This is a genomic window from Alteromonas sp. ABH4_456 (genome assembly GCF_056160645.1).
The window spans coordinates 46,852-68,438 of sequence record NZ_JBSWXO010000015.1 but is presented as its reverse complement, the minus strand read 5'-3'; the positions used below and the strand labels follow the sequence as shown (position 1 = coordinate 68,438).

The window sequence follows — 21,587 nt, the reverse complement described above, 5'->3', positions numbered from 1 at the left end:
AACATGACGAACACCGATATTAAGATAGTGGAAATGGGTGCCAGAGATGGCCTGCAAAGCGAGCGGTTACCGGTTTCCCTGAACACGAAAATTATGCTCATCAACCAGCTTGCCGGATGCGGGTTAACACATATTGAGGCCGGCAGTTTTGTGCGCCCGGACCGCGTTCCGCAAATGGCGGATACCCCTGCCGTATTTGAAGGCATATCGCGTAAAGCCGGTGTGATTTACTCAGCCCTTACCCCTAACCTGAAAGGCTTTGAGCAGGCGGTAAGTGCCGGAGCAGATGAAGTGGCGATATTCGCTTCAGCATCAGAAGGTTTTTCCCATAAAAACCTGAATTGCGATATTGCCACCAGCCTGATCCGTTTTGCAGAAGTCACCCGCGCGGCGCAACAGGCAGGCATACCGGTGCGGGGTTACGTATCCTGCATTGCCGGCTGCCCTTACGATGGTGACGTTTCACACGCAAGTGTGATTAATGTAACAGAGAAGCTGTTTGATATGGGCTGTGTTGAAGTGTCTTTAGGTGACACCATCGGCACCGGCACGCCGGGGCGCATCAGGCAGTTACTGAAAGCCCTGCTACAGAGCATACCGCCACACAAAATTGCCATGCACTTGCACGACACCTACGGGCAGGCCATTGCCAACATTTATGTTTCACTGGAAGAAGGCATCCGTACCTTTGATGCCTCTGTGGGCGGCATTGGCGGTTGCCCTTATGCAAAAGGCGCTACAGGCAATGTTGCCACTGAGGATCTCGTTTATCTGCTTGACCGCGAAGGGTTTAACCACGGCATCGATTTACTCAAACTCAGTGAAACCGGATTATGGATAAACAGGGAACTGCAACGACAAAGTACATCCCGCGCCGGTCTGGCAATGCTGAACAGGCAGAATGCTCAATGAGCAGGATGTTCTTAAGCCGGTTATTGCTGAGCCAACTTGCAGTTGCCACTTTCCTTCTGAGTTCTCACACATTGGCAGCCAAAGATTTATCAGGGGCCGGTCGATCCTGTCACTAATGAGCAAATCTATCCGGGTTTTCCACCCGGCAGTGAATACACCGGAGGTGCAGGCTGGGCCGCCTATATGGCCGATCCGAAAAACCCTTCACAACCTGCCAGAGCAGACTTCTGGCGTTTGTGGGCATTTAATCAGGCGGAATGGGACCCATGGACATTTGACTGGCACACAGATTATCAGCGGGCAAGCAACGCTCTCTCCCCGCGTATCGACGCCACAGAAACGGATCTGTCTCCCTTCATGCAACAAGGCGGAAAACTCATTATTTATCATGGCCTGGCAGACCCGGTTGTATCATCAGCCGATACGGCACGCTATTTCCGTGAGGCCGCGGCAGATACCGGATCGCCTTTTAATGCCAGATATTACGAAGTGCCGGGTATGTCTCACTGCGCCGGCGGCCCGTTTATCAGCGAATTTGATGCTTTTCATGCCCTGCAACAATGGGTTGAGCACGGCACTGAACCCGGCGTCATCGACGCACCGGTAAACGGTAAGTCAAAAGAGACTTTTCAGGTAGCTCCCGCCAAAACCATAATTAAATAGCGTCTATATTGGATTATGAAAAAATTGAGCTGTTCCCCTCAACACCAAACCATTATATTTCAGAAACTTAAAACCAATTCATATTAAAAATTTGTTAATTAATAGTATAAATCAATTTAACTTATTGATATCACCATGGTGTGATGAGAACTGATAAGGACTGCCGGCCAGGAGCTGGCAAACACATAAAACAGGACGGTATTAGTGGTTGCCGTCCGACCAGATTCAGGACTAAACATCATGTTCAGCACATCAAAAAAGCATCCGCTCTTAAGAAGCAAGCTGCAACTCGCCGTTCTCGCCGCTCTGCTTAACCCGGCAACATCAACAACTGTTTTTGCTCAGGACAAAGAAGAAAAAGACGTTGAAGTCATCAGAGTGACCGGTAGTTATGTAACCCGCGATGCACAGGCTTCCATGTCATCACCAATCCAGATTGTCGGCAGTGAAGAAATCCTCAAATCCGGCTTCTCCGGTGTGGACGATATCATTGTAAACAATACAGCGAACACTGGCAGTGTGGGCGGCGTAAATAACCTCGCCGGCGGCGGCTCAGAATCCCGTCAGACCCGTTCTGCTAACTTACGGGGCCTGGGCCCCTCTTCCACGCTGGTATTGCTTAACGGACACCGTGTTTCTTCACAGGAAATGGATGCTAAACGTAACAGTTACACCAACCTTGCCGCCTTAGTTCCCACTATCGCGGTGGGAAGAATTGAAACCGTACTCGACGGCGCATCTGCCATTTATGGTTCTGATGCCATAGCCGGCGCCATGAATATCATAACCGATGATCGCTACGAAGGTGTGACGGCCAGCTGGCAACATACGGCGATTGAAAACGCACCGGCTAATTTGCTGCAATTTAAACTGGGTGGCGGAAACGACAAGTTTCACGGCATGATCGCCAGCAGCTACGAGTACAAATCAAATTTGCAGAATTCAGCTCGCGCCGTCACAGCCACTAACAACACCTCAGGTACAGCGCAGCCGGGCAACTTCGTACTTACAGAGCGCCCTGTCAGCGCTGACGGTTCAGATGTCATCATCGATAATGGCGTAAACGGACCGGTAAACTATTCCGCCCTGTACGACCAGATTTCAGCAGATACAGGCAGCAACAGAGTGACGCTGGCCGATCCGCACTGTACCGCCGAAGGCACCGGCGGCATTTATGTTGGCAGCAATCCGTTTCCCTACGGCACTTGCCAGTTCAGCTACCAGCAAATGAACCCAATCATGCCAGAGTCTAAAACCTGGTTGACCTATGCATCAGCCAATTACCTTGTAAATGATGAGCATGAGATGTTCTTCGAAGGCCGCTTCTATAAGCAGGAAGGTAATCGCTATGGTGTCGCCAGTATGCCCATCTCACTGGGATCCCCTGTTGTCCCGGCAGAAAACCCATATAACCCTTTCGGCGTTGATGTCCAGTTCAATGGCCGTGTGCTGGGAATTAATGCGGATTACCGTCTCGCAGAATCTGACGTGGACGGTACCCATTTAGTATTAGGGGGGAAAGGTGAGCTGGGCTTCTCTGACTGGCAGTACGAAGTCAGCGGAGTGTGGAGCCAGGAGCGCGCACTGAATACAGAGCCGGACACGGATCTGCAAATGTTGCAAAATGCTTTAAATGGTTATGGTGGTGCAGATTGCCAGACAGATCCGTTTGGCAATCCAAGCAGCGCTGAAACCGCCGGTGAAGGAAACTGTGTCTGGTTCAGCCCATTTGGTAAAGATCAGCTTAACCATGACGACCGCGTATTTTATAACCTGTTGCAACCAAGCCGTTCCTCAGATGAAGTGATTTATCAAATCATTGAATTTGTTGCCAACGGTTCCTGGTTTGATTTACCCGGCGGAACGATTGGTGTGGCAATTGGCGGACAAACCAGAAAGGAGACCCGTAAAGTCACAGTGGATGCGGCGACGCAGGCCGGACGTTGGGGCTTTACCGGCAAGCAGTCTCCGGGACAAGGCTCACGGACCATCGATGCTGTCTTTGCAGAGTTATTCCTGCCCTGGACACTGGATTTAGATATGCAACTGGCGTTGCGCTATGAAGATTACGGGCGCTTCACCACCACCGATCCGAAATTAGGTCTTAACTGGCGTGCTACCGACGACCTCACCTTCAGACTCTCTGCCAGCACCGCTTTCAGAGCACCGTCTCTGGCGCACTCAGTGGGTAATCAGTCATCTTCCGGCGTCAGCCAGACTATTGATCCGCTGGACCCGAATGACAACGGGACTTTCCGTGTAATCAATACAATTGCCAATCCCGACCTTGAGCCGGAAGAATCAACTAACGTTAATATCGGCATGACCTGGACAGTAACAGATGAATTAACCACATCGTTAGATTACTGGAGCTTTGAGTTTGAGAATCAGGTAACGGCAGAAACAGCAACACAGGTGATAGAGCGGGATCCAAACGGGCCTGATTTGATCAGGGATGCCGATGGCCGGTTACTGGCGGTAAACGTGGGATATTTCAATGCGGGTAAAACCGAAACAAACGGTATTGACTGGCGTCTGGATTACCGTACAGAAATCATCGACGGTCACATTCTCAGCATCAGTAACTCGCTGACCTGGATTAACGAGTACACCGTGCAGGTGGGCCCGGACCAACCCGTGTATGATGTAGTAGGACGCAGAAACGACAACAACCCCGGCTCTGTTGCACCGGAATACCGCGATACTATGCAGGTATCCTGGTTACACAACGCCCACTCCGCAAACGTCACCATGCGCTTTGTTGATGGTGTGGAAGATGACGTGTTCCTGCCGATGAATTACACCACGCCATGGGGGCAGATCAGTTCATCCACGGTGATTGATGCACAGTACGCGTTGCGCTTTGGCGGCAACGAACAGTATCAAATTGCAGTGGGTGCCGTGAACCTGTTCGACCGCGAACCACCGGCAGCCTTTTTCACCAAGTATCTGTCTACCGCCGCCGACCCGTTAGGCCGTCAGGCGTATGTGAGACTGTCTTTTGAACTGTAAAAAGTGAATGGAGAAGCAGTGCGCCTGGCGCACTGCTTTTTATCTTCCACTCCGTACCCACCCAACAACATTGCTCCATATATGAAACACAAAGAGACATTGTGCTTTATATACAAAGCACAATACAGTTTGACAGATCAACTCAAAATGAGCTACATATAGAGCACAAAATATCATAGCGCTCTATATGTGATACAAATGCCAAAATCCATAGTCAGAAGTTACTCCCGCTACACAGAGGAAGCGCTAACGTTGTTGGCGAAGCTCATTCGTGCCTCAAGACTCGAGAAAAAAATGAGTGCGCAGGAAGTTGCAGACCGCGCAGGCATTTCCAGAGGCATGCTTTCCCGCATAGAAAAAGCAGATCCTAAATGCGAAATAGGAGCAACTTTTGAGGTAGCCAGAATCGTCGGTGTAACATTGTTTGAGGCAGAGCCTGGCCGACTTACTATGCAGGTAAGGCAAATTGAAGAAAAGCTGTCACTGCTGCCTAAAAGTGCCCGAAAAACGAAGAAGGAAGTGATAGATGACTTCTAAACAGGATTATAAAGAAGCATTCGTCTGGATTTGGTTGCCCGAAGAAACCAAGCCTGTCGTAGCAGGTCGTCTCGCTCCTGATGGAGATAACTTGATCTTCAACTACGGTAAAAGTTACTTAGAGAGAGTGAAGGATGCAGTGCCTGTCTATGAACCTGAACTCCCCCTGCGTCCCGGTGCACTTCCGTTATCAGACGGGCTCAGTGTGCCCGGCTGTATCCGTGACAGTGCGCCAGATGCATGGGGCAGACGCGTTATTATCAACCGACGCCTCGGGTATAAAGGTGATGATATCGATACAGCTCAGCTAGATGAGCTGACCTATCTTCTGGAGTCGGGGTCTGACCGCATTGGTGCATTAGATTTTCAGCTTTCTCCTACCGAATACGTGCCGCGCTCTGCGAAGAATGTCACCATGGAGGAATTAGTAGAATCGGCAGAACGCGTTGAAAAAGGCGTACCGTTAACACCCGAGCTAGATCAAGCCCTGTTTCATGGAAGTTCAATTGGTGGCGCACGCCCAAAAGCCCTGATTGAAGAGGACGGAACAAAATACATCGCAAAATTTTCTGCCAGTAATGATATCTACAGTGTCGTTAAGGCTGAATACATCGCCATGCGATTAGCCAAACTGGCTGGACTTGATGTGGCGCCGGTCAAACTGACCAAAGCCGCGAATAAAGACGTATTGCTGGTAGAAAGGTTTGATCGTGTGGTTTCAGAAAACGGCTGGGCAAGAAAGTCTATGGTGTCTGCACTTACCCTGTTTGCATTGGATGACATGATGGCGCGGTATGCCAGCTATGAGACACTGGCAGAAATCATACGACACCGGTTCACAAATCCCAGAGAGACACTTCGGGAACTATTTAGTCGCCTGACCTTTAATGTTCTTTGCGGCAATACAGACGACCATGCGCGCAATCATGCGGCGTTCTGGAATGGCAAATCACTCACGTTAACACCAGCCTATGACATCTGTCCTCAGGGGCGTACCGGAAACGAAGCGTCTCAGGCCATGCTGATTGCAGGTAGCAATAAAATGAGCCAACTCGCGACTTGCCTTCAAACCGCGCATAACTTTCTGCTATCACAGGAGGAAGCTAAGGCTATTTTTGAACATCAAATTCAGATAATTAAAGCTAACTTTGATGCCGTCTGTGCCGAAGCTGAACTGACTGAAATCGATAAGCGGTTGTTTTGGCAGAGGCAGTTTTTAAATCCTTATTCGATGACACAATAGCACCCAGCGGCGCTATTTCCCGTTAAGCGCGGCGGGGTGGGTGCGCTTATAGCTTTCACGTTGTGAAATCAAATCAACTGTCAAATGCTATCAATATTAATCCTTTAAAATAGAGTGACTTTGATATAAATACAGCCTGAGCTGACTCACTGTCTTAGGGCAATTTTGATCTCGTATCAATAATGAATTGAGAGATTCACCATATACTCTATAACTCACTCAAATGATAATTTGACAAATTAAGCCTTAATGAGCTTCATATAGAACATTAATCCCATCAACGTTTCATATGTGACGCAAATGCCAAAATCTACTGTCAGAAGTTACTCCCGTTACACAGAAGAAGCGCTAACATTGTTGGCGAAGCTCATTCGTGCCTCCAGACTCGAGAAAAAGATGAGTGCGCAGGAGGTTGCAGACCGCGCAGGTATTTCCAGAGGCATGCTTTCCCGCATAGAAAAAGCAGATCCGAAATGCGAAATAGGAGCAACTTTTGAGGTAGCCAGAATCGTCGGTGTAACACTGTTTGAGGCAGAGCCTGGCCGACTTGCCATGCAGGTCAGGCAAATTGAAGAAAAGCTGTCACTGCTGCCTAAAAGTGCCCGAAAAACGAAGACGGAAGTAAAAGATGACTTCTAAACAGGATTATAAAGAAGCATTTGATTGAATTTGGCTAACCGAAGAACACCGGCCTGCCGCAGCAAACCCTGTCGCACCTGATACTAATGATTTGCTTTTCAACTACTGAAAAAATTACCTTGAAGTAGTGAAGGCCGCCTATAAACCTGAATTCACCCTGCGCCCCAGTGTATTTCAGTTATTTAAACCTTAGCCAGCAGCGTGCACAAGCTACGCATACCTATCACCTCCCGCAAGATAAAGACCAGCGCTAAGTTTGACGATTTGAATCAATCTTTAGCAACTTCCGGCAATACAACACCGGCAGGAAGCCGCCCCCAATCAGGATAACTATCCTGAATGCCTCGTACTCTACAAACCAGAGAGGTTTGAAAAACGTGAGTACAATTATTACAGACGTCATGCCAGTGAATGCATAATTCAGGTACCGGTTTACCAGATTCATAGAGTAATTTTCTTTTAGGGTGTGATGCAGGGACACAATCAAAATCAACCGGATAATGGCAACACAAGTTCTGCCACTTCACCAGGTTGTTGAGCAAACTTACCACCTCAGTTTGCTTTCGCAACTGTCCTTAATGCCGGCCTGCACACCCATGAGGCTCCTCTACAATCCCTCAGAGATTTGCTCCAGCGAGCGTCCTTTGGTTTCCGGAAACAGTTTAACCACCAGCACCAGGCTGATGAGCGCGAATATACCGTAGGAGGCAAAAGTGACGGCGGCACCGAGATTCATCAGCTCCCAGGGAAACAGAAACTGGACCAGGAAGCTGGAGAGGGAGTTAACTACGCCCACCACGGAGATGGCGAGGGCCCTGCTCTGGTTAGGAAATATTTCTGCCAGCATGGCCCACATGACAGGCCCTAAAGACATGGCATAGGATGCCACAAATGCCAGTAATCCAAAGAGAACCACTGGTGCATTCATATTAATGCCCTTACTTAACAGCACTCGCTGATGCTGACTGTATTGTTCCTGTCCCAGTGCATTTATTAAAGACTGCTTAAAGGAAACGTCTGATGAAAATGCCTTGCCGGTGAGTGGCACAAGTTGTGAGGCCAGAGCCGGATCGCCAAGTGAAATTTCAGCCACCTCCACAGAATTCAGTTCATAAGTGGCTTGCTTAAAGCCCCAGCTACAGATTGCCATGCTCAGCATTACTCCGCAGAGTCCGGCTACAAGCAACGGTTTTCTGCCCCAACGGTCAATGGTCACCATAGCAATAATGGTAAAAACAATATTGATTAATCCTATCCAGATTGCCTGCATAAAAGCTGCATCCGTGCCGACTCCGCTATGCTCAAAAATGGTCGGGGCGTAGAAAAATATTACGTTAATACCGGTGATTTGTTGTGACACACTCAGTATTAATCCGACAATGAGAGGAAAGCGCATACGGGGTGCAACCAGAAATCCAAGCCGCTGCCGCCATCGCCAGTGTTTGTTTTCTGATAACTGGCTCATAGCCGCGAGCTGTCTTTCAGCCTGCTCATGACTGAACAGTTTTCTGACAACCTGTCCGGCTTCTGCCTGACGATTTTTAAGCATGAGCCACCGCGGACTGCGGGGCACTTTAAACAACAGCACTAACCATATGGCCGCCGGTATCATTTCCAGTCCCAACATGTAACGCCAGCAGTTGTCACTGATCCCAAGATCACTTACCCATTGCGCATCACTGCCACTGAGCTGAAGGAAGGCGTAATTGCTGAAATACGAAAGTGCCAGACCCGTGACAATATTGAGCTGGTTTACTGACACCATTTTGCCGCGATTTTCCGGAGCGCTGATTTCAGCGATATACACCGGCGCAATTAACAGTGAACAAAATGCCATGCCGCCAAGAAATCTGGCGCTTACCAGCATCCAGTAATTCACCGACAGAGCTGAGGCCAGAGCGGAAACCAGATACAGCCCAGCAATGATGATAAGGGTTTTTCGCCTGCCAATAGCGTCACTGACCGCACCGGCACAGCACATGGCTATTAATGCGCCCAGTGTGGGAGAGCTGACAACAAACCCCTGCTGCCAGTCTGACAACCCGAATGCTAAATCAATGAAACCGATAGCGCCGGAAATCACGCTGGCATCGAAGCCAAAAATGAACCCGCCGAGCGCTACAATGAGAGTGTAACGCAGCGAAGGAGAAAGCCTGTTAAGCATGGGGTTCCGGTCCCAGCGAATCCCGTAAGATTAGTTCAGGCTCAAAAATATGCGTGACAGGTTGAGGACATTTGATGTCGTAAACATGTTCCAGCACCCAGTGCGCTGCCATTTCGCCCATGGCACGTACCGGATTACTTACCGTAGTCAGTTTGGGATACAGATAGCGACAGAAAATGGCATTATCAAACCCCACTACCGACAACTGTTCAGGTAAAGCAAAACCCGCTTCTCTGGCGGCGGTCATTGCCCCGGAGGCCATCTCATCGTTGGCGCATACCAGTGCAGTCATATCCGGATGCTGAGCCAGCAGGCTGGCAAACCCTTCCTGACCTGACGACTCATGATAGTCTCCCTCAAACATCAGTGAAGACTCAAAACTAATACCCGCTTCTGCTAATGCCTTTTTATGTCCGGTTAACCGGTCTGATGCATCTGTTTTGAAAAGCGGTCCGCTGATGTAGCCGATATTCCGGTGACCTTTGTCCAGTACCGCTTTTGTTGCAAGATAACCGCCATCCACGTTATCAGCGACAAAACACTTATCTTCCAGGCCGTTAACTTTACGGTTTACCACCGCCACCGGTACAGATGCATTGCTTAAGGAAACCAGATATTCATCAGTCACGGCTTCAGCATGGACAATCAGTGCGTCACAACGCCGGCTGGTCAGAAAATCGATGGCGTCTGTTTCACGGTTTTCATCGACGTGGCCCGCGGTGATAATAACGTGCTTGCCGTGCTTTTTAAGGATCAGTTCTATGGTGCTCATCAGATCACCAAAATAGGAACCGTGCAGTTCAGACACCAGTAAACCCACACTATTTGTGCGGTTTGAAGCTAAAGACTGGGCGATAGCATTAGGCTTGTAACCTAACGCTTCCATGGCATCCACGACCTTTTGTCGCGTCCGGTCACTGACTTTGGCATTGCCGTTCATCACCCGGGACACGGTAGCCAGCGAAACACCTGCTGCTTTAGAAACTTCGTAAATGGTTGCCATAATAAAAATACTGCGCCTTCATCATGTCACCAATTTACCGGTTATTTGCGGGTTATCAACTCTTTATAGGCAAATCCGCTTTGCTTGATGATGCGTTGTCCTGATTCATAGTCTGTGTAGACCAGTCCGAATCGCTTACTGTAGCCAAACGCCCATTCAAAATTGTCCATCAGTGACCAGGCAAAATAGCCGCGTATATCCACGCCCTGACGCATGGCTTCATCCACCGCATTTAAGTGAGTGTGAAAATAGGCTACGCGGTCGTCGTCGTGCACCTGATCGTTGACCAGGATATCATGCATCGCGGCTCCGTTTTCGGTGATATAAACCGGCGGCAGCTGATAACGCTGATGCAGCGACACCAGCAATTCAGTGAACGCCTCCGGCCGGATTTCCCATCCCATATCTGTAACCGGTACATCACGGGGTGGCTGCGCGATAAAGCTACCCTTGCCATTATCACGGTATACTGTCGGCGAATAATAATTGACGCCCAGGTAATCCAGAGGTTGGCGGATTAACGCCATGTCATCCGGCAGAATTTCAGGCCGCTCTTCCGGCGCCAGTGACAGCAGGATATCCGGGTATTCACCGGTTAACACCGGCTGCAAATACCACTGGTTGTGATAGGCATCAGCCTGAATGGCAGCTCTTATGTCATCAGCAGACGGTGACGCAGCAATACAGGTAGAAAAATTCAGCACAATGCCATGAATGCCACCGGGACAGCGGGCTCGCAAGGTTTTCATGCCAAGACCATGAGCCATTAATATATGGTGTGCTGCCTGTCTGCCATTTTTAACACCGGTAATACCAGGCGCATGCACACCGGTTTCGTATCCCAGATAAGCTGAACAAAAAGGCTCGTTGATGGTAGCCCAGGCATGGACCTTATCGCCCAGAGCGCTGGCAACAACGTCAACATACCGGGCAAACGCCCGGACAGTATCGCGATTTAACCACCCGCCCTTGTCCTCAAGGCATTGCGGAAGATCCCAGTGATAAAGAGTAACAAAGACTTTTATCCCTCTGCTGTGCAGCCAGGTTACCATTTCAACGTAAAAGGCCAGCCCCTCCTCATTCACTGTTCCCTCATCATTGATAACTCTGGGCCAGCACACAGACAACCGGTAGGCATCCACGCCAAGGGATGCAATAAGCTCAGCATCTTCCCGCCACTTTTCGATATGCCTGCAAGCAATATCGCCGTCAGATCCATCGCTGATGGCACCGGGCTTTTTGCAAAAAAGATCCCATATGCAATCATCCCGCTGATGCCTGCCTCCTTCAATTTGATAGCTGGACGTAGCAACGCCAAACAGGAAATCGCGATGCCACATCGGGCTGTCATCAGGTAACTCAATTTTTTTCATATCTGTTCCCGGCAGGCAAACCAGTTTCGTTATTCAGGATTGAACTTGTTAACGCTTCGTGTAATTATCATGAAAAAATGTAAGCGCTTTCAATTAACATTATTACAAAATGTAAGCGCTTTCAAATCTAACTATGAAGGTTCTTACATTATGCGAAAGACTTTGCTCTCGACGGTCGTTGCCTCCGTTTTTCTGACAGCCTGTGTTTCTTCCACAGATAACGCAGACAGTTCGTCAGTCTGGCCTCATCTGGATATAGCCGTTAAACCGGACCAGGCGACGGAAGACAGAGTGTCTGCTTTGTTAGCGTCAATGACTGTTGAGCAGAAAGTCGCACAGGTGATCCAGCCTGAAATCGGCAGTTTTACCCCGGAAGATATGCGTCAATACGGCTTTGGCTCTTATCTTAACGGCGGAGGCTCATTTCCCGGCAGTAATAAACATGCAACGCCGCAGGAATGGATAAATTTGGCAGAAGCCATGTATCAGGCTTCTGTTGACGACAGTAAAGACGGCTCAACGATTCCAACCATGTGGGGAACAGATGCGGTACACGGTCATAATAATGTGATTGGTGCCACGCTGTTTCCCCACAATATTGGTCTTGGCGCTGCGAACAATCCGGCATTGATGGAAAAAATAGCTAACATCACGGCGCAGGAAGTCATGGCCACCGGTATCGACTGGGTATTTGCACCAACGGTTGCCGTAGTCCGTGACGATCGCTGGGGCCGGACCTATGAGAGTTACTCGGAAGATCCTGAAATCGTAAAAGCGTATGCTGCGTCTGTGGTTAAAGGCCTGCAAGGCCATGCTGATGCCGGTGATTTCCTCGGTGACGAGCGGGTGATCAGTACAGTAAAACACTTCGTTGGCGATGGCGGCACAGTGAAAGGCGACGACCAGGGTGACAACATCGCTACCGAACAAGCCCTGTTTGAAATTCACGCCCAGGGATATGTGGGCAGCCTCACTGCGGGCGCACAATCGGTGATGGCCTCGTTTAACAGCTGGCACGGCAAAAAACTACATGGTCATGAATACTTACTGACAGACGTGCTCAAAAATCGCATGGGGTTTGACGGCTTTGTGGTGGGCGACTGGAACGGGCATGGTCAGATAAAAGGCTGTACGAACGATAACTGCGCACAAGCTTTAAACGCCGGGCTGGACATATACATGGTCCCCTCTGACTGGAAGGCGCTTTACCACAATACAGTGGCACAGGTGAAAGACGGCACCATCAGCAGCGCCCGGTTAGACGACGCGGTAAGGCGTATTCTGCGGGTAAAAATGCGGGCAGGACTTTTTGATAAAGCCAGCCCTGCACAGCGCCCGCTTTCCGGTAAACAGTCTCTGATTGGCAGTGAAGAACACAGAAAAGTCGCCCATCAGGCCGTTAAGGAATCTCTGGTTTTACTGAAAAACAAACAAAGCCTGCTACCACTGACTGCAAGTGCAAATATTCTGGTGGCCGGTGACGGTTCAGACAACATTGGCAAACAATCCGGCGGCTGGACAATTACCTGGCAGGGGACCAACAATACCAATAACGATTTCCCGGGCGGCACGTCGATATTTGATGGTATTTCACAGTACGCAAAGCAAGCTGGCGGTAATGCCACTTTATCGGTTGATGGCAGCTATAGCAGCAAACCCGATGTAGCCATTGTCGTATTTGGTGAAGAGCCCTATGCAGAAGGTGTGGGCGACAGAGAAACGCTCGCCTACCAGCCAGGTAATCAGAAAGATTTAGCCTTACTGAAGAAACTGAAAGAAGACGGGATCCCTGTGGTATCGGTGTTTGTTTCTGGCAGGCCGATGTGGGTGAATGCTGAACTGAATGCTTCAGATGCGTTTGTTGCTGCCTGGCTTCCGGGATCCGAAGGTGCGGCTGTGGCAGAGGTATTATTCGGCGATGATGATTTTAAAGGTAAACTGCCCTTCTCATGGCCGGCATCACCCCTGCAAATAGCCAATGTGGGTGACAAAGATTACGCCCCTCTCCTTCCCTATGGTTTTGGTTTAACCTTCAACGACAAGAATGTATTGCCCGATAACCTGAACGAAAAAGATGAAAGCCTGAAGCAACAATCTGCAGAGTCTGTTGCCATTTTACAGGGCGGCGTCCGCACGCCATGGTCATTAAAGCTTACCTCAAACAATGAACACAAAACTGTTGCCGCCAGCGCTGAATCCACCGGCAGCATTGCTTACCGCACCAGCGACAAAGTGGTACAGGAAGATGCGATCACCGTCACCTTCGATGGAAAGGCGCCGGCCGGTATTGCTTTCACGCGCACTGGAAGCGGTGAACTGGTCGCACCGGATGAAATAGCTGAAACTGCTGCGCTGGTTTTCAGTGCCAGTGTCTCGCAGCCTTTTTCAGATGACGTTTTCGTTACCTTGTGTTCTGAACAGCAAGACGGCGATGAAGCCTGCCCGTCCGGCGTCAATATCGCACCGGCGCTGTCGGGCTTTGAAGCTGACACATGGCAATCAATGGCATTACCCCTTAAATGTTTCGCCTCACCTGACATAAACACACTGACAACTGCCTTCGCCCTGCTCACATCAGGTAGCGGAACGTTAAGCCTTGCCGATGTATTTATTCAACAAGCCCCTGAAAACGTAGATGTGCTTGCATGTGAGTAATTTAGCAACCCAAAACTGTCGCTCTTGAACATGTAGGATGACTAGTTAAAAGCCCGTTATAACGAGTTGGTATGACGGGCTTTGACACTACACCGGCAAACTAACCCGAAAGGCGATATCGCCCCCATCAGCACTCACCCGAATGCTGGCATCCACCGCTTTCAGAAGCGTTTTGACGATAGCCAGTCCGAGGCCGAAGTTTTCTGTCGAAGTTCGGGCGGGATCGTGTTGCCATAAAGGCTCGAACATCAATTGCAACTCTTCGTCGCTCACCGGTTTTTGCATGGTATTGCTTACCACAATATCCAGAGTATCACCGGTAAGCTTTTCAATATTACAAGTCACCTGCGAGTCAGTCGGACTGTACTGTAATGCGTTGGCAATCAGGTTGGTAAATACGGACTCCAGCGCAAATAAATTGCTTTTCACAGTTGCATCTGTAGCTTCATCAATGACCAGATGCACCCTTCCACTTCCCTCAGAATCAATCACTTTTGTAAGCAGATCGCAAACATCGATAATGTCTGCGCAAGCCAGTTTCTGATTAGAGTATTTGTGTAAAAGCATTAACCCTGAAATGATACTTTTCATCCTTAAACCAATTGTTAAGACATCGGGTTTAAAGTGGGCTTCTAACTCCTCATCACCGGGGAATCGTGTTGCAATTTCAGCCATGGTGATAAGTTCTGTCACAGGAGTTTTCAACTCGTGGGCAATATCAGATGTAAGCCTTCTTTCCCGTTGATAATGCTTGCTGTTTTCTGCAATGAAGTAATTAAGGCTTTCAACAACAGGGAGTAATTCTTCAACCGGCACTTTCATTTGCATCGGTTCAGGTTTATCGATTAACCGTGTATTGCGGATTTGACCGATAAAGTCATCCACAGGCGTTAAAGCGTATGCCACCGTATTTTTCACGGTAAAGCGCACCGTTAATGGAACAATGATAAGTGCCAGAATAAAAGCGGCGTCAATGAGCCAGAGTGAATATTGTAATTGCTCAACCGATACCGCGTAGGCCAGGGTCATCGGTTTACGCTCACCTTTTTGTTTTGTGGCAAAGTAATCTTCCCGGTTTTCAGTATCGATTTGAGGAATGAACCGGGTGTAAGCTATACGCCCGTTCCTGCCATCAGGTAAAACAATATCTTCCAGTACTGTTTCGCCTTCCTGAACAGCCTTAAATGGCAAGGCATTCATACTGTGCATGTGCAGTGTGGCTGACTTCTCGAAAGTTTCTCCGTCGTACCATAATTGAAAATACTCAGGATCATTGGTGCCGGTAAATTCCGGATAGTATTCACCGGCGAACTCAAATTCGACGCCGGTCGTGTCTTCATCGACCAGCGTTTCTAACAGGCCAATTTTGTCATGTACCGCATGATTGAACTGTCGTTCTACCCAACCATCTACAGCAATATCTGTAATCAACAAGGCAGTTACGATCAGCAATGAAATAGCAACAGATAAGCGTCGGGTGAGTGTTTTGCGAATAGAGATCATAGTTCCTCAGCGACCATATAGCCGAATCCCCGCTTATTTTTAACCGGCAATTCGCCGCCCAGTTTACGCACTTTCTTTCTTACCGCAGACAAATGGGCTTCAATGGCATTTTTAGACACCATGTCATAACTCCCGGCAATAGACTCACTCAGGCGCTCTGATGTCACTATGCGGTTTTTATTGTGAAACAAGCACTCCACAATCCGGTATTCGTTGGGGGTCAGGTCTACCGGCGTTTGATTCAGCAGTAAAAGCTTACTCTGCAGATCTAACGTAAAGTCTCCCACCACCACTTTGTCATCACTGTGAACCAGCTTTCCCCGACGCATCAGGTTCACCATACGGGCACATAATTCATCGAAGGAAAACGGCTTTGCCAGATAATCATCAGCACCGGCAATGATACCGTTAACTTTATCGTCAGGCCCGGAGCGTGCCGACAGGATAATCACCCGGGTATCGATGTTTTTCTTTCTTAATACCGTCAGAATTTCCATACCGTCGAGGTGAGGCAACATGAGATCAAGGATCACGATGTCATATTCGCCCAGAAGCGCCATGTTCAGGCCATCCGTTCCGGTAGCAGCGTTGTCCACGGCATAGCCTAACTTTTTAAGTCCGATGGTAATATTACGTCTGAGCGCATCGGAATCTTCAATTAGCAATACTCTCATCGCCAACCTCTTTTAAAAACTAAATCGTCGAAGTGTATACCAGAAAACTTAAGATTAGCTGAAGATGTAACTCTTTGCTTTTTATGCACATATTTATTTGTATAACGGCCCCGGAACAATCAGTCTGCCTTAAGTCATTCTTAAGGATCCAGCCCTAAGATGCAGCGAAATAAGATTAACCCGGTCCCCACAGGATGCGTATTTTCGCTTTACTAAAATTCAAGCTGACCCCGGCACAAACGCTTGTGTCTTCCTGCTTGCTTATTACCCTGCTTTTTAATGCTCCTTTTTTGAGCACGGTATGGCAAGCCGTATCGCCTGACAGCATAAAAGATTATGCCTTTCTGGCTACGGTTCCTGTATTGCTGTTTAGCCTGCTGATACTTTTTACCACTCTGAGCGGGGGGTTAATTTTTCCGCGGATGATTTCCGCGTTACACATCATTATTGCATCACTGATATTTTACGGCATGACAGCATACGGTCTGCTGTTCGATAAAAGCATGATCCAAAATCTGATAGAAACGAACTCAGGAGAAGCATTTTCTTATCTCAACGCGAGCTTTGTTTTGTTCTTCTGTATTCTGGGCATTTTGCCTGTGTTCGCACTGTGTAATATGGAAATCAAAACGGCATTCAGTAAAAGTATTAAACATATTCTGATAATTAACGGCATTGCCATTGTGGCAATTGCGCTTATCGCCGCAATTTTCTATAAAGATTATGCCGCAGTCGGCAGAAACAACCGGAACATCATCAAACAGATTACGCCACTCGCTTTCTACGATGCTGGCTATAAATACCTGCGCGATAGTTATTTATCACCCCCTTTGCCCTATCGTATTTTAGACAGCCGCCCCACCCTTGCTGAAAGCAACCGGGACTTACCCGACACTATCGTCATGGTGGTGGGCGAAACAGCCAGAGCCGATCGCTTTAGTCTGAATGGCTACAGTAAAAATACTAACCCACTGTTGTCAGATGAGAAGGTGGTCAGTTTTACTCAGGTTACTTCCTGCGGAACAGCAACTGCCGTAAGCGTACCCTGTATGTTTTCCCGTTTAAGCCGGGACAACTATGACAGCCGTCTTGCTCACAGTCAGGACAATGTGCTGGATATCATTCATCGCGCGGGTTACTCAGTAACCTGGATTGACAATAACAGCACCTGCAAAGGGGTTTGCAGCCGTATAGAAACCATTCCTTACGACCCGGCGAGGGATGAACGTTTCTGCGACGGCGATTATTGTCTGGATGCAATATTGCTTAACCAGCTGGAGGCAACGCTTAAACAAAACACACAGAAGAAGCGCTTGATTGTCTTACATATGATCGGGTCCCACGGACCGACTTACTATCGCCGGTATCCAGGTGATTTCAAAGGCTTTACCCCTGACTGTCCGAGGAGCGATATTCAAAATTGCGACACGACGCAGTTATCGAATACCTACGACAATACCATTTTATATACCGACTTCGTTTTAAGCCACATTATCGAACAGCTTAAAGCCGTGGAAAACGCACAGTTACTTTACCTGTCTGATCATGGTGAATCATTGGGAGAAAAAGGCTTATATCTTCACGGTTTTCCTTACAGTTTAGCGCCGGAAGAGCAAACCCACGTCCCTATGCTTTACTGGCGAAACGGCGATGATATGACGGCTAAGTTAAATTGCGCAAAATCACTGAAAGATCGCCCGTATTCTCAGGATAATTTATATGACACGCTTCTGGGCTTAACCGGCGTTGTCAGCACTACCTATCAACCTGAACAGGATATATTCGCCTCATGCCAGTAAATAAATCTACCAGCAATGTTGTTTACTTCAATAACACGAAAAAGCCAGGCGGTATACGCCGCATCATACTTGCATCCGGTCATTCCTGGCGAGCGCTTAAATGGCTCGCTACCAATGAAGCAGCATTCAGACAAGAGCTACTGCTGCTGGCAGGTGCGCTTCTTGTCCTGGCAGTATGGGACATTCCGATTCAGCAAAAAGGTTTCTTACTGATTTCAGTCCTGTTCGTGATGTTTGCAGAAATCATTAATACCGCCGTTGAGGTCACCATTGACCGAATTGGACTGGAATTACACCCTATGTCAGGGCTTGCAAAAGACCTCGCTTCAGCAGCCGTCATGGTTGCTATTTCGATAGCTGCTGTTGCGTGGGGAACGACAGTGTTCGCTAATATATAAGCCCTGCGGCATACATTAAACTTAAGTCTGAATAAGACAAATTTTATGCACTTAATTAGTGCTATCTGCGGTTTTAGATAGTAACTTAGACTTGGATTTTACCTACAAAAATAAACTCAGGCACGGATGCCTGGTTCGGAAACGGCCACACCTGCCTGTATAACAAGGATGATGTAATGAAATATTCAGCAGTATGTCTTATTGTCACCGCCGCTCTCACTGGCTGTGGCGGAGGCGGAGGAAGCGACAGCAGCCCACAAACCCCGTCTGATAATACTCCTTCGACGCCTGCACCGGTAAACGACAGCCCCGAAGTTACGCTAAACGCGGACAGCCTCACTGCCAAAAATTATGAACAGATCACTATCAGTGCTTCAGCCACCGACGCTGATGGTATTGCCTCCTGGGACTGGTCTGTTTCAACTGAAGATGTAAATTTAATATCCTCATCAGAAACTGAAGCCGTACTCGATTTAACCGGTGTAACGGAAGACAGCGATATCACTGTAACCTATACCGCCACCGACAGCACGGGCAAGTCAACCGCAGAAACCATTACTGTGTCTGTAAATTCAGCAGGTGCTTTAACTGTAGAACTAACCGGCTCCGCCACACTGACGATGGGAGACTCACTGAGCATTGGTTACACGTCAGGTTTTACCCCGGACAGCGTCCTCTGGTCTGTAGAAGACAGTGACGGATTCAGTCTGGAAAATACTACATCAGACACCGTTACTGTTAAGGCGTTATACGATACTGCTGCACAGGAAGGCACACTCAAAATTACCGCTCTGATTGATGATTTTGCAGTATCCGGCTCCATGCCCTTATCATCTTTGTACATGCCCCTGGAGACACCTGTATTTACGCAAAGTGCTGACAGAGTCGCTTCAGGCGGCATTGTGAAGCTGAAGGCAGATATTAACTTCTCAGATTACGAAGTGTCCTGGGGAGAGACCAGTGCGCCGGTATCCTATGCGCACAATAGCGCAGACAGTGAACTTACGGTTAAAGTGAAGGGTGTGGAGCAAAACACTGATACATCAGTAGATGTCACAGTGTCAAAAGACAATGTCGAATTTCAGCATACATTTGATTTTTCTGTTACTCCGTCTGCATACGAAACCTCTGTCACCTACAACATTGATGTGACTGCCGGTGAAACTCAGACCATAGAAATTCCTGATCCGGAAGGCGAACTGTTTTTAATTGAGGGGCCCTTGTATGTAGAAGTTGGCAGTTTCTCTGCTACTCATACCGGCAATGGGATTGTCGCTACCTACACTGCGCCGGACGTTATCGGAGAAGACTTCGCATTTGAGCAACTGTACGCATGGCTTGATTCTGCGGATAAGTTTGGTGGTCTGGGCGAAATTAGTGTGACCGTTCGTGCTGGCGGGTCGGGCTCTCTTGTATCCGGCAACGCTTTTTTCGAAAAAGTACCGGCAACAACAACCGGACTGGATCACGCTGGTATGTTTAATTCACCGGCATACGGTGCGTCTGTCATCGCCACAGACTCAGCAGGAGCAACGGTCGCCAGAACTGAAGTTGAAACAGACGGCTCGTTTGAGCTGTTGGTTCCGGCGAACGCTCAACTGGATATCAAACTCATCCCCTCTTTTGAAATGGATAATGCTGAAATAGTTGTGGTGAATACGGGAACACCGGGTTTAAATGATCTGACAGACCAGGTGACCTACTACCCGATACCGCCACACGAACTTCTGATCACGTCCGGAACATTTACCACTGACACCAGTGGCTTAACAGTCACAGCTTCTGCAGACAGTGATGGCAGCAGTCTTGGTGAAGACCGCACTGCCGGTGCTTTCAATATTATTAATGTCGCCCGTACTGCTCTGGAACGTGTGTCCGGGCAGCTGCCAGCCGGACAAAACATCAAGCCACTGTTATTTGCCTGGTCTCCGGATGATGCCGGTGACGGAGACTGGAGGAACAATGAGCTGGAAACCGGCTATTCCGGCGAATGGCCCTACACAATCATTTACGTCGACAGTGAAAGCACAGCCGACACAGACGAGTACGATGACACATTACTCGCTCATGAGATAGGACATTATGTTCATTCAGTTGCAGGCAGAAATGATTCTCCCGGCGGCACGCATGGCATTAATACTCCACTGGATCCCCGGGCAGCCTTCGCAGAGGGTTTTGCAAACTGGTTCAGCTATTACGTGACAGGTGAAGAACTGATTACCAATACCTTTGCTTCAGGTGCTTCTTCTGACAATTTTGTCAGCGGCGGCGTAACTGAAATTAACAAGGGCTGGATGTTTGAAGCAGGCACCGGCAATATTCTTTTCGGATTGCAGTCGTACTTTGTTTCTCAGGGCAAAAGTGCTGACGACTTCGGCACACATGTTTTCTCAGCGTTAAGAAAACAAGGAAAGTCAGAGTTCTACTCCGGCGCTTATTACTTCACAACCATTTTTAGTTTCCTTGATGCACTTGAAACTGAAATATCGTTAAACCTGAGTAACGGTGAACTGAGTGATTTTGGCGTGAACAGTGTGTCCGGCAATGCTGAAGGTGAAGGCTTTTATGCCAGTCTGTCGAATCCTGACATCAACAGCGCCGCGGTTGTTGAAGATTATCTGCCTGTTTATAAACCGGTATCCTACGATGGTACACCCGTAGAAATGTGTATGCAGACAACCATAGGCTCCAGTGTGAACGGAACTGCACTGACTGCATTCTGTTTCGGGGAACCGGAAAAAGTCATGAACGTTACAGTCACCGTTGACACGAATCCCGGCGGCCTGACGATTTGGGTTGCTGATAACGATGGCCCCGACATTCAGGGGATTACACCTCAACTTTCATCCGCTGTGATCCTGGAACCGGGGCAAACTACCGGAATTCTGGAAAATATTACGCCGGAAACAAAGCGTATGTGGGTCAGGAGTAACGACATGCATAATTCCGTCGATGACAACATACATCGTTGCTACACCTTAACCTTTTCAGAACAATAAACTGACAACACTC

15 protein-coding genes are annotated in these 21,587 nt (G+C 48.5%); 10 read left to right on the top strand and 5 right to left on the bottom strand.

Annotated elements, in window-relative coordinates; translation table 11 throughout:
- Window positions 1–3 precede the first annotated feature (3 nt).
- The 6 genes from ACXAG2_RS18675 to ACXAG2_RS18650 all read left to right on the top strand — a co-directional run bounded on the left by ACXAG2_RS18675 (window position 4) and on the right by ACXAG2_RS18650 (window position 7,006).
- Window positions 4–912, top strand: coding sequence for a hydroxymethylglutaryl-CoA lyase (locus ACXAG2_RS18675; RefSeq protein ID WP_474869482.1), 909 nt, complete (start codon window positions 4–6; stop codon window positions 910–912).
- A gap of 84 nt (window positions 913–996) precedes the next feature.
- Window positions 997–1,575 carry a tannase/feruloyl esterase family alpha/beta hydrolase gene (locus tag ACXAG2_RS18670; protein WP_474869518.1) on the top strand — a complete coding sequence of 193 codons (579 nt, stop codon included), beginning with the start codon at window positions 997–999 and terminating at the stop codon, window positions 1,573–1,575.
- 240 nt (window positions 1,576–1,815) lie between these two features.
- Window positions 1,816–4,587 carry a TonB-dependent receptor domain-containing protein gene (locus tag ACXAG2_RS18665; protein WP_474869480.1) on the top strand — a complete coding sequence of 924 codons (2,772 nt, stop codon included), beginning with the start codon at window positions 1,816–1,818 and terminating at the stop codon, window positions 4,585–4,587.
- A gap of 198 nt (window positions 4,588–4,785) precedes the next feature.
- Entirely contained in the window at window positions 4,786–5,124 is a 339-nt protein-coding gene (locus tag ACXAG2_RS18660; RefSeq protein ID WP_474869478.1) for a helix-turn-helix transcriptional regulator, read from the top strand.
- Window positions 5,114–6,367, top strand: a complete 1,254-nt coding sequence (locus ACXAG2_RS18655; RefSeq protein ID WP_474869476.1) for a type II toxin-antitoxin system HipA family toxin — start codon at window positions 5,114–5,116, stop codon at window positions 6,365–6,367. The genes ACXAG2_RS18660 and ACXAG2_RS18655 overlap by 11 nt, the downstream gene beginning before the upstream one ends.
- Window positions 6,368–6,667: 300 nt before the next feature.
- The gene (locus tag ACXAG2_RS18650; protein ID WP_474869474.1) at window positions 6,668–7,006 is read left to right on the top strand and encodes a helix-turn-helix transcriptional regulator; all 339 of its coding nucleotides are present in this window, start codon (window positions 6,668–6,670) and stop codon (window positions 7,004–7,006) included.
- Window positions 7,007–7,613: 607 nt separating this feature from the next.
- Here ACXAG2_RS18650 and ACXAG2_RS18645 read toward each other — a convergent pair.
- The 3 genes from ACXAG2_RS18645 to ACXAG2_RS18635 are packed head-to-tail and all read right to left on the bottom strand — an operon-like array spanning window position 7,614 to window position 11,546.
- Complete coding sequence (locus ACXAG2_RS18645) at window positions 7,614–9,170, bottom strand: MFS transporter (RefSeq protein WP_474869471.1); 1,557 nt, start codon at window positions 9,168–9,170, stop codon at window positions 7,614–7,616.
- Window positions 9,163–10,173, bottom strand: coding sequence for a LacI family DNA-binding transcriptional regulator (locus tag ACXAG2_RS18640; protein ID WP_474869468.1), 1,011 nt, complete (start codon window positions 10,171–10,173; stop codon window positions 9,163–9,165). Before ACXAG2_RS18640 ends, ACXAG2_RS18645 begins: the two co-directional genes overlap by 8 nt.
- A gap of 41 nt (window positions 10,174–10,214) precedes the next feature.
- Window positions 10,215–11,546 (bottom strand): GH1 family beta-glucosidase, encoded by a 1,332-nt coding sequence (locus ACXAG2_RS18635; protein ID WP_474869465.1) that lies wholly within the window; start codon window positions 11,544–11,546, stop codon window positions 10,215–10,217.
- Between the two features lie 150 nt (window positions 11,547–11,696).
- Between ACXAG2_RS18635 and ACXAG2_RS18630 the strand changes: the two genes are divergently transcribed.
- On the top strand, window positions 11,697–14,201 hold the full coding sequence (locus ACXAG2_RS18630) for a glycoside hydrolase family 3 protein (protein WP_474869463.1): 2,505 nt from the start codon (window positions 11,697–11,699) through the stop codon (window positions 14,199–14,201).
- Window positions 14,202–14,288: 87 nt separating this feature from the next.
- Here ACXAG2_RS18630 and ACXAG2_RS18625 read toward each other — a convergent pair whose 3' ends face one another.
- Window positions 14,289–15,704, bottom strand: coding sequence for a sensor histidine kinase (locus tag ACXAG2_RS18625; RefSeq protein WP_474869460.1), 1,416 nt, complete (start codon window positions 15,702–15,704; stop codon window positions 14,289–14,291).
- A complete protein-coding gene (locus tag ACXAG2_RS18620; RefSeq protein WP_119500319.1) occupies window positions 15,701–16,378 on the bottom strand; it encodes a response regulator transcription factor in 678 nt (225 codons plus the stop codon). The genes ACXAG2_RS18625 and ACXAG2_RS18620 overlap by 4 nt, the downstream gene beginning before the upstream one ends.
- A 194-nt stretch (window positions 16,379–16,572) precedes the next feature.
- On the opposite strand from ACXAG2_RS18620, the gene ACXAG2_RS18615 reads away from it, so the two are divergent.
- The 3 genes from ACXAG2_RS18615 to ACXAG2_RS18605 all read left to right on the top strand — a co-directional run bounded on the left by ACXAG2_RS18615 (window position 16,573) and on the right by ACXAG2_RS18605 (window position 21,574).
- Window positions 16,573–18,177: a phosphoethanolamine transferase gene (locus ACXAG2_RS18615; RefSeq protein ID WP_474869457.1), complete on the top strand. Its 1,605-nt coding sequence runs from the start codon at window positions 16,573–16,575 to the stop codon at window positions 18,175–18,177.
- Window positions 18,168–18,575, top strand: a complete 408-nt coding sequence (locus tag ACXAG2_RS18610; RefSeq protein ID WP_474869455.1) for a diacylglycerol kinase — start codon at window positions 18,168–18,170, stop codon at window positions 18,573–18,575. Before ACXAG2_RS18615 ends, ACXAG2_RS18610 begins: the two co-directional genes overlap by 10 nt.
- Before the next feature lie 176 nt (window positions 18,576–18,751).
- Window positions 18,752–21,574, top strand: a complete 2,823-nt coding sequence (locus tag ACXAG2_RS18605) for a hypothetical protein (protein ID WP_474869453.1) — start codon at window positions 18,752–18,754, stop codon at window positions 21,572–21,574.
- Window positions 21,575–21,587 lie beyond the last annotated feature (13 nt).

Bases quoted from the DNA above. Each gene is read 5' to 3' on its own strand.
- ACXAG2_RS18675 (WP_474869482.1), top strand. From the start codon at position 4: ATGACGAACACCGATATTAAGATAGTGGAAATGGGTGCCAGAGATGGC.
- ACXAG2_RS18665 (WP_474869480.1), top strand. From the start codon at position 1,816: ATGTTCAGCACATCAAAAAAGCATCCGCTCTTAAGAAGCAAGCTGCAA.
- ACXAG2_RS18660 (WP_474869478.1), top strand. From the start codon at position 4,786: ATGCCAAAATCCATAGTCAGAAGTTACTCCCGCTACACAGAGGAAGCG.
- ACXAG2_RS18655 (WP_474869476.1), top strand. From the start codon at position 5,114: ATGACTTCTAAACAGGATTATAAAGAAGCATTCGTCTGGATTTGGTTG.
- ACXAG2_RS18650 (WP_474869474.1), top strand. From the start codon at position 6,668: ATGCCAAAATCTACTGTCAGAAGTTACTCCCGTTACACAGAAGAAGCG.
- ACXAG2_RS18645 (WP_474869471.1), bottom strand. From the start codon at position 9,170: ATGCTTAACAGGCTTTCTCCTTCGCTGCGTTACACTCTCATTGTAGCG.
- ACXAG2_RS18640 (WP_474869468.1), bottom strand. From the start codon at position 10,173: ATGGCAACCATTTACGAAGTTTCTAAAGCAGCAGGTGTTTCGCTGGCT.
- ACXAG2_RS18635 (WP_474869465.1), bottom strand. From the start codon at position 11,546: ATGAAAAAAATTGAGTTACCTGATGACAGCCCGATGTGGCATCGCGAT.
- ACXAG2_RS18630 (WP_474869463.1), top strand. From the start codon at position 11,697: ATGCGAAAGACTTTGCTCTCGACGGTCGTTGCCTCCGTTTTTCTGACA.
- ACXAG2_RS18625 (WP_474869460.1), bottom strand. From the start codon at position 15,704: ATGATCTCTATTCGCAAAACACTCACCCGACGCTTATCTGTTGCTATT.
- ACXAG2_RS18620 (WP_119500319.1), bottom strand. From the start codon at position 16,378: ATGAGAGTATTGCTAATTGAAGATTCCGATGCGCTCAGACGTAATATT.
- ACXAG2_RS18615 (WP_474869457.1), top strand. From the start codon at position 16,573: ATGCGTATTTTCGCTTTACTAAAATTCAAGCTGACCCCGGCACAAACG.
- ACXAG2_RS18610 (WP_474869455.1), top strand. From the start codon at position 18,168: ATGCCAGTAAATAAATCTACCAGCAATGTTGTTTACTTCAATAACACG.
- ACXAG2_RS18605 (WP_474869453.1), top strand. From the start codon at position 18,752: ATGAAATATTCAGCAGTATGTCTTATTGTCACCGCCGCTCTCACTGGC.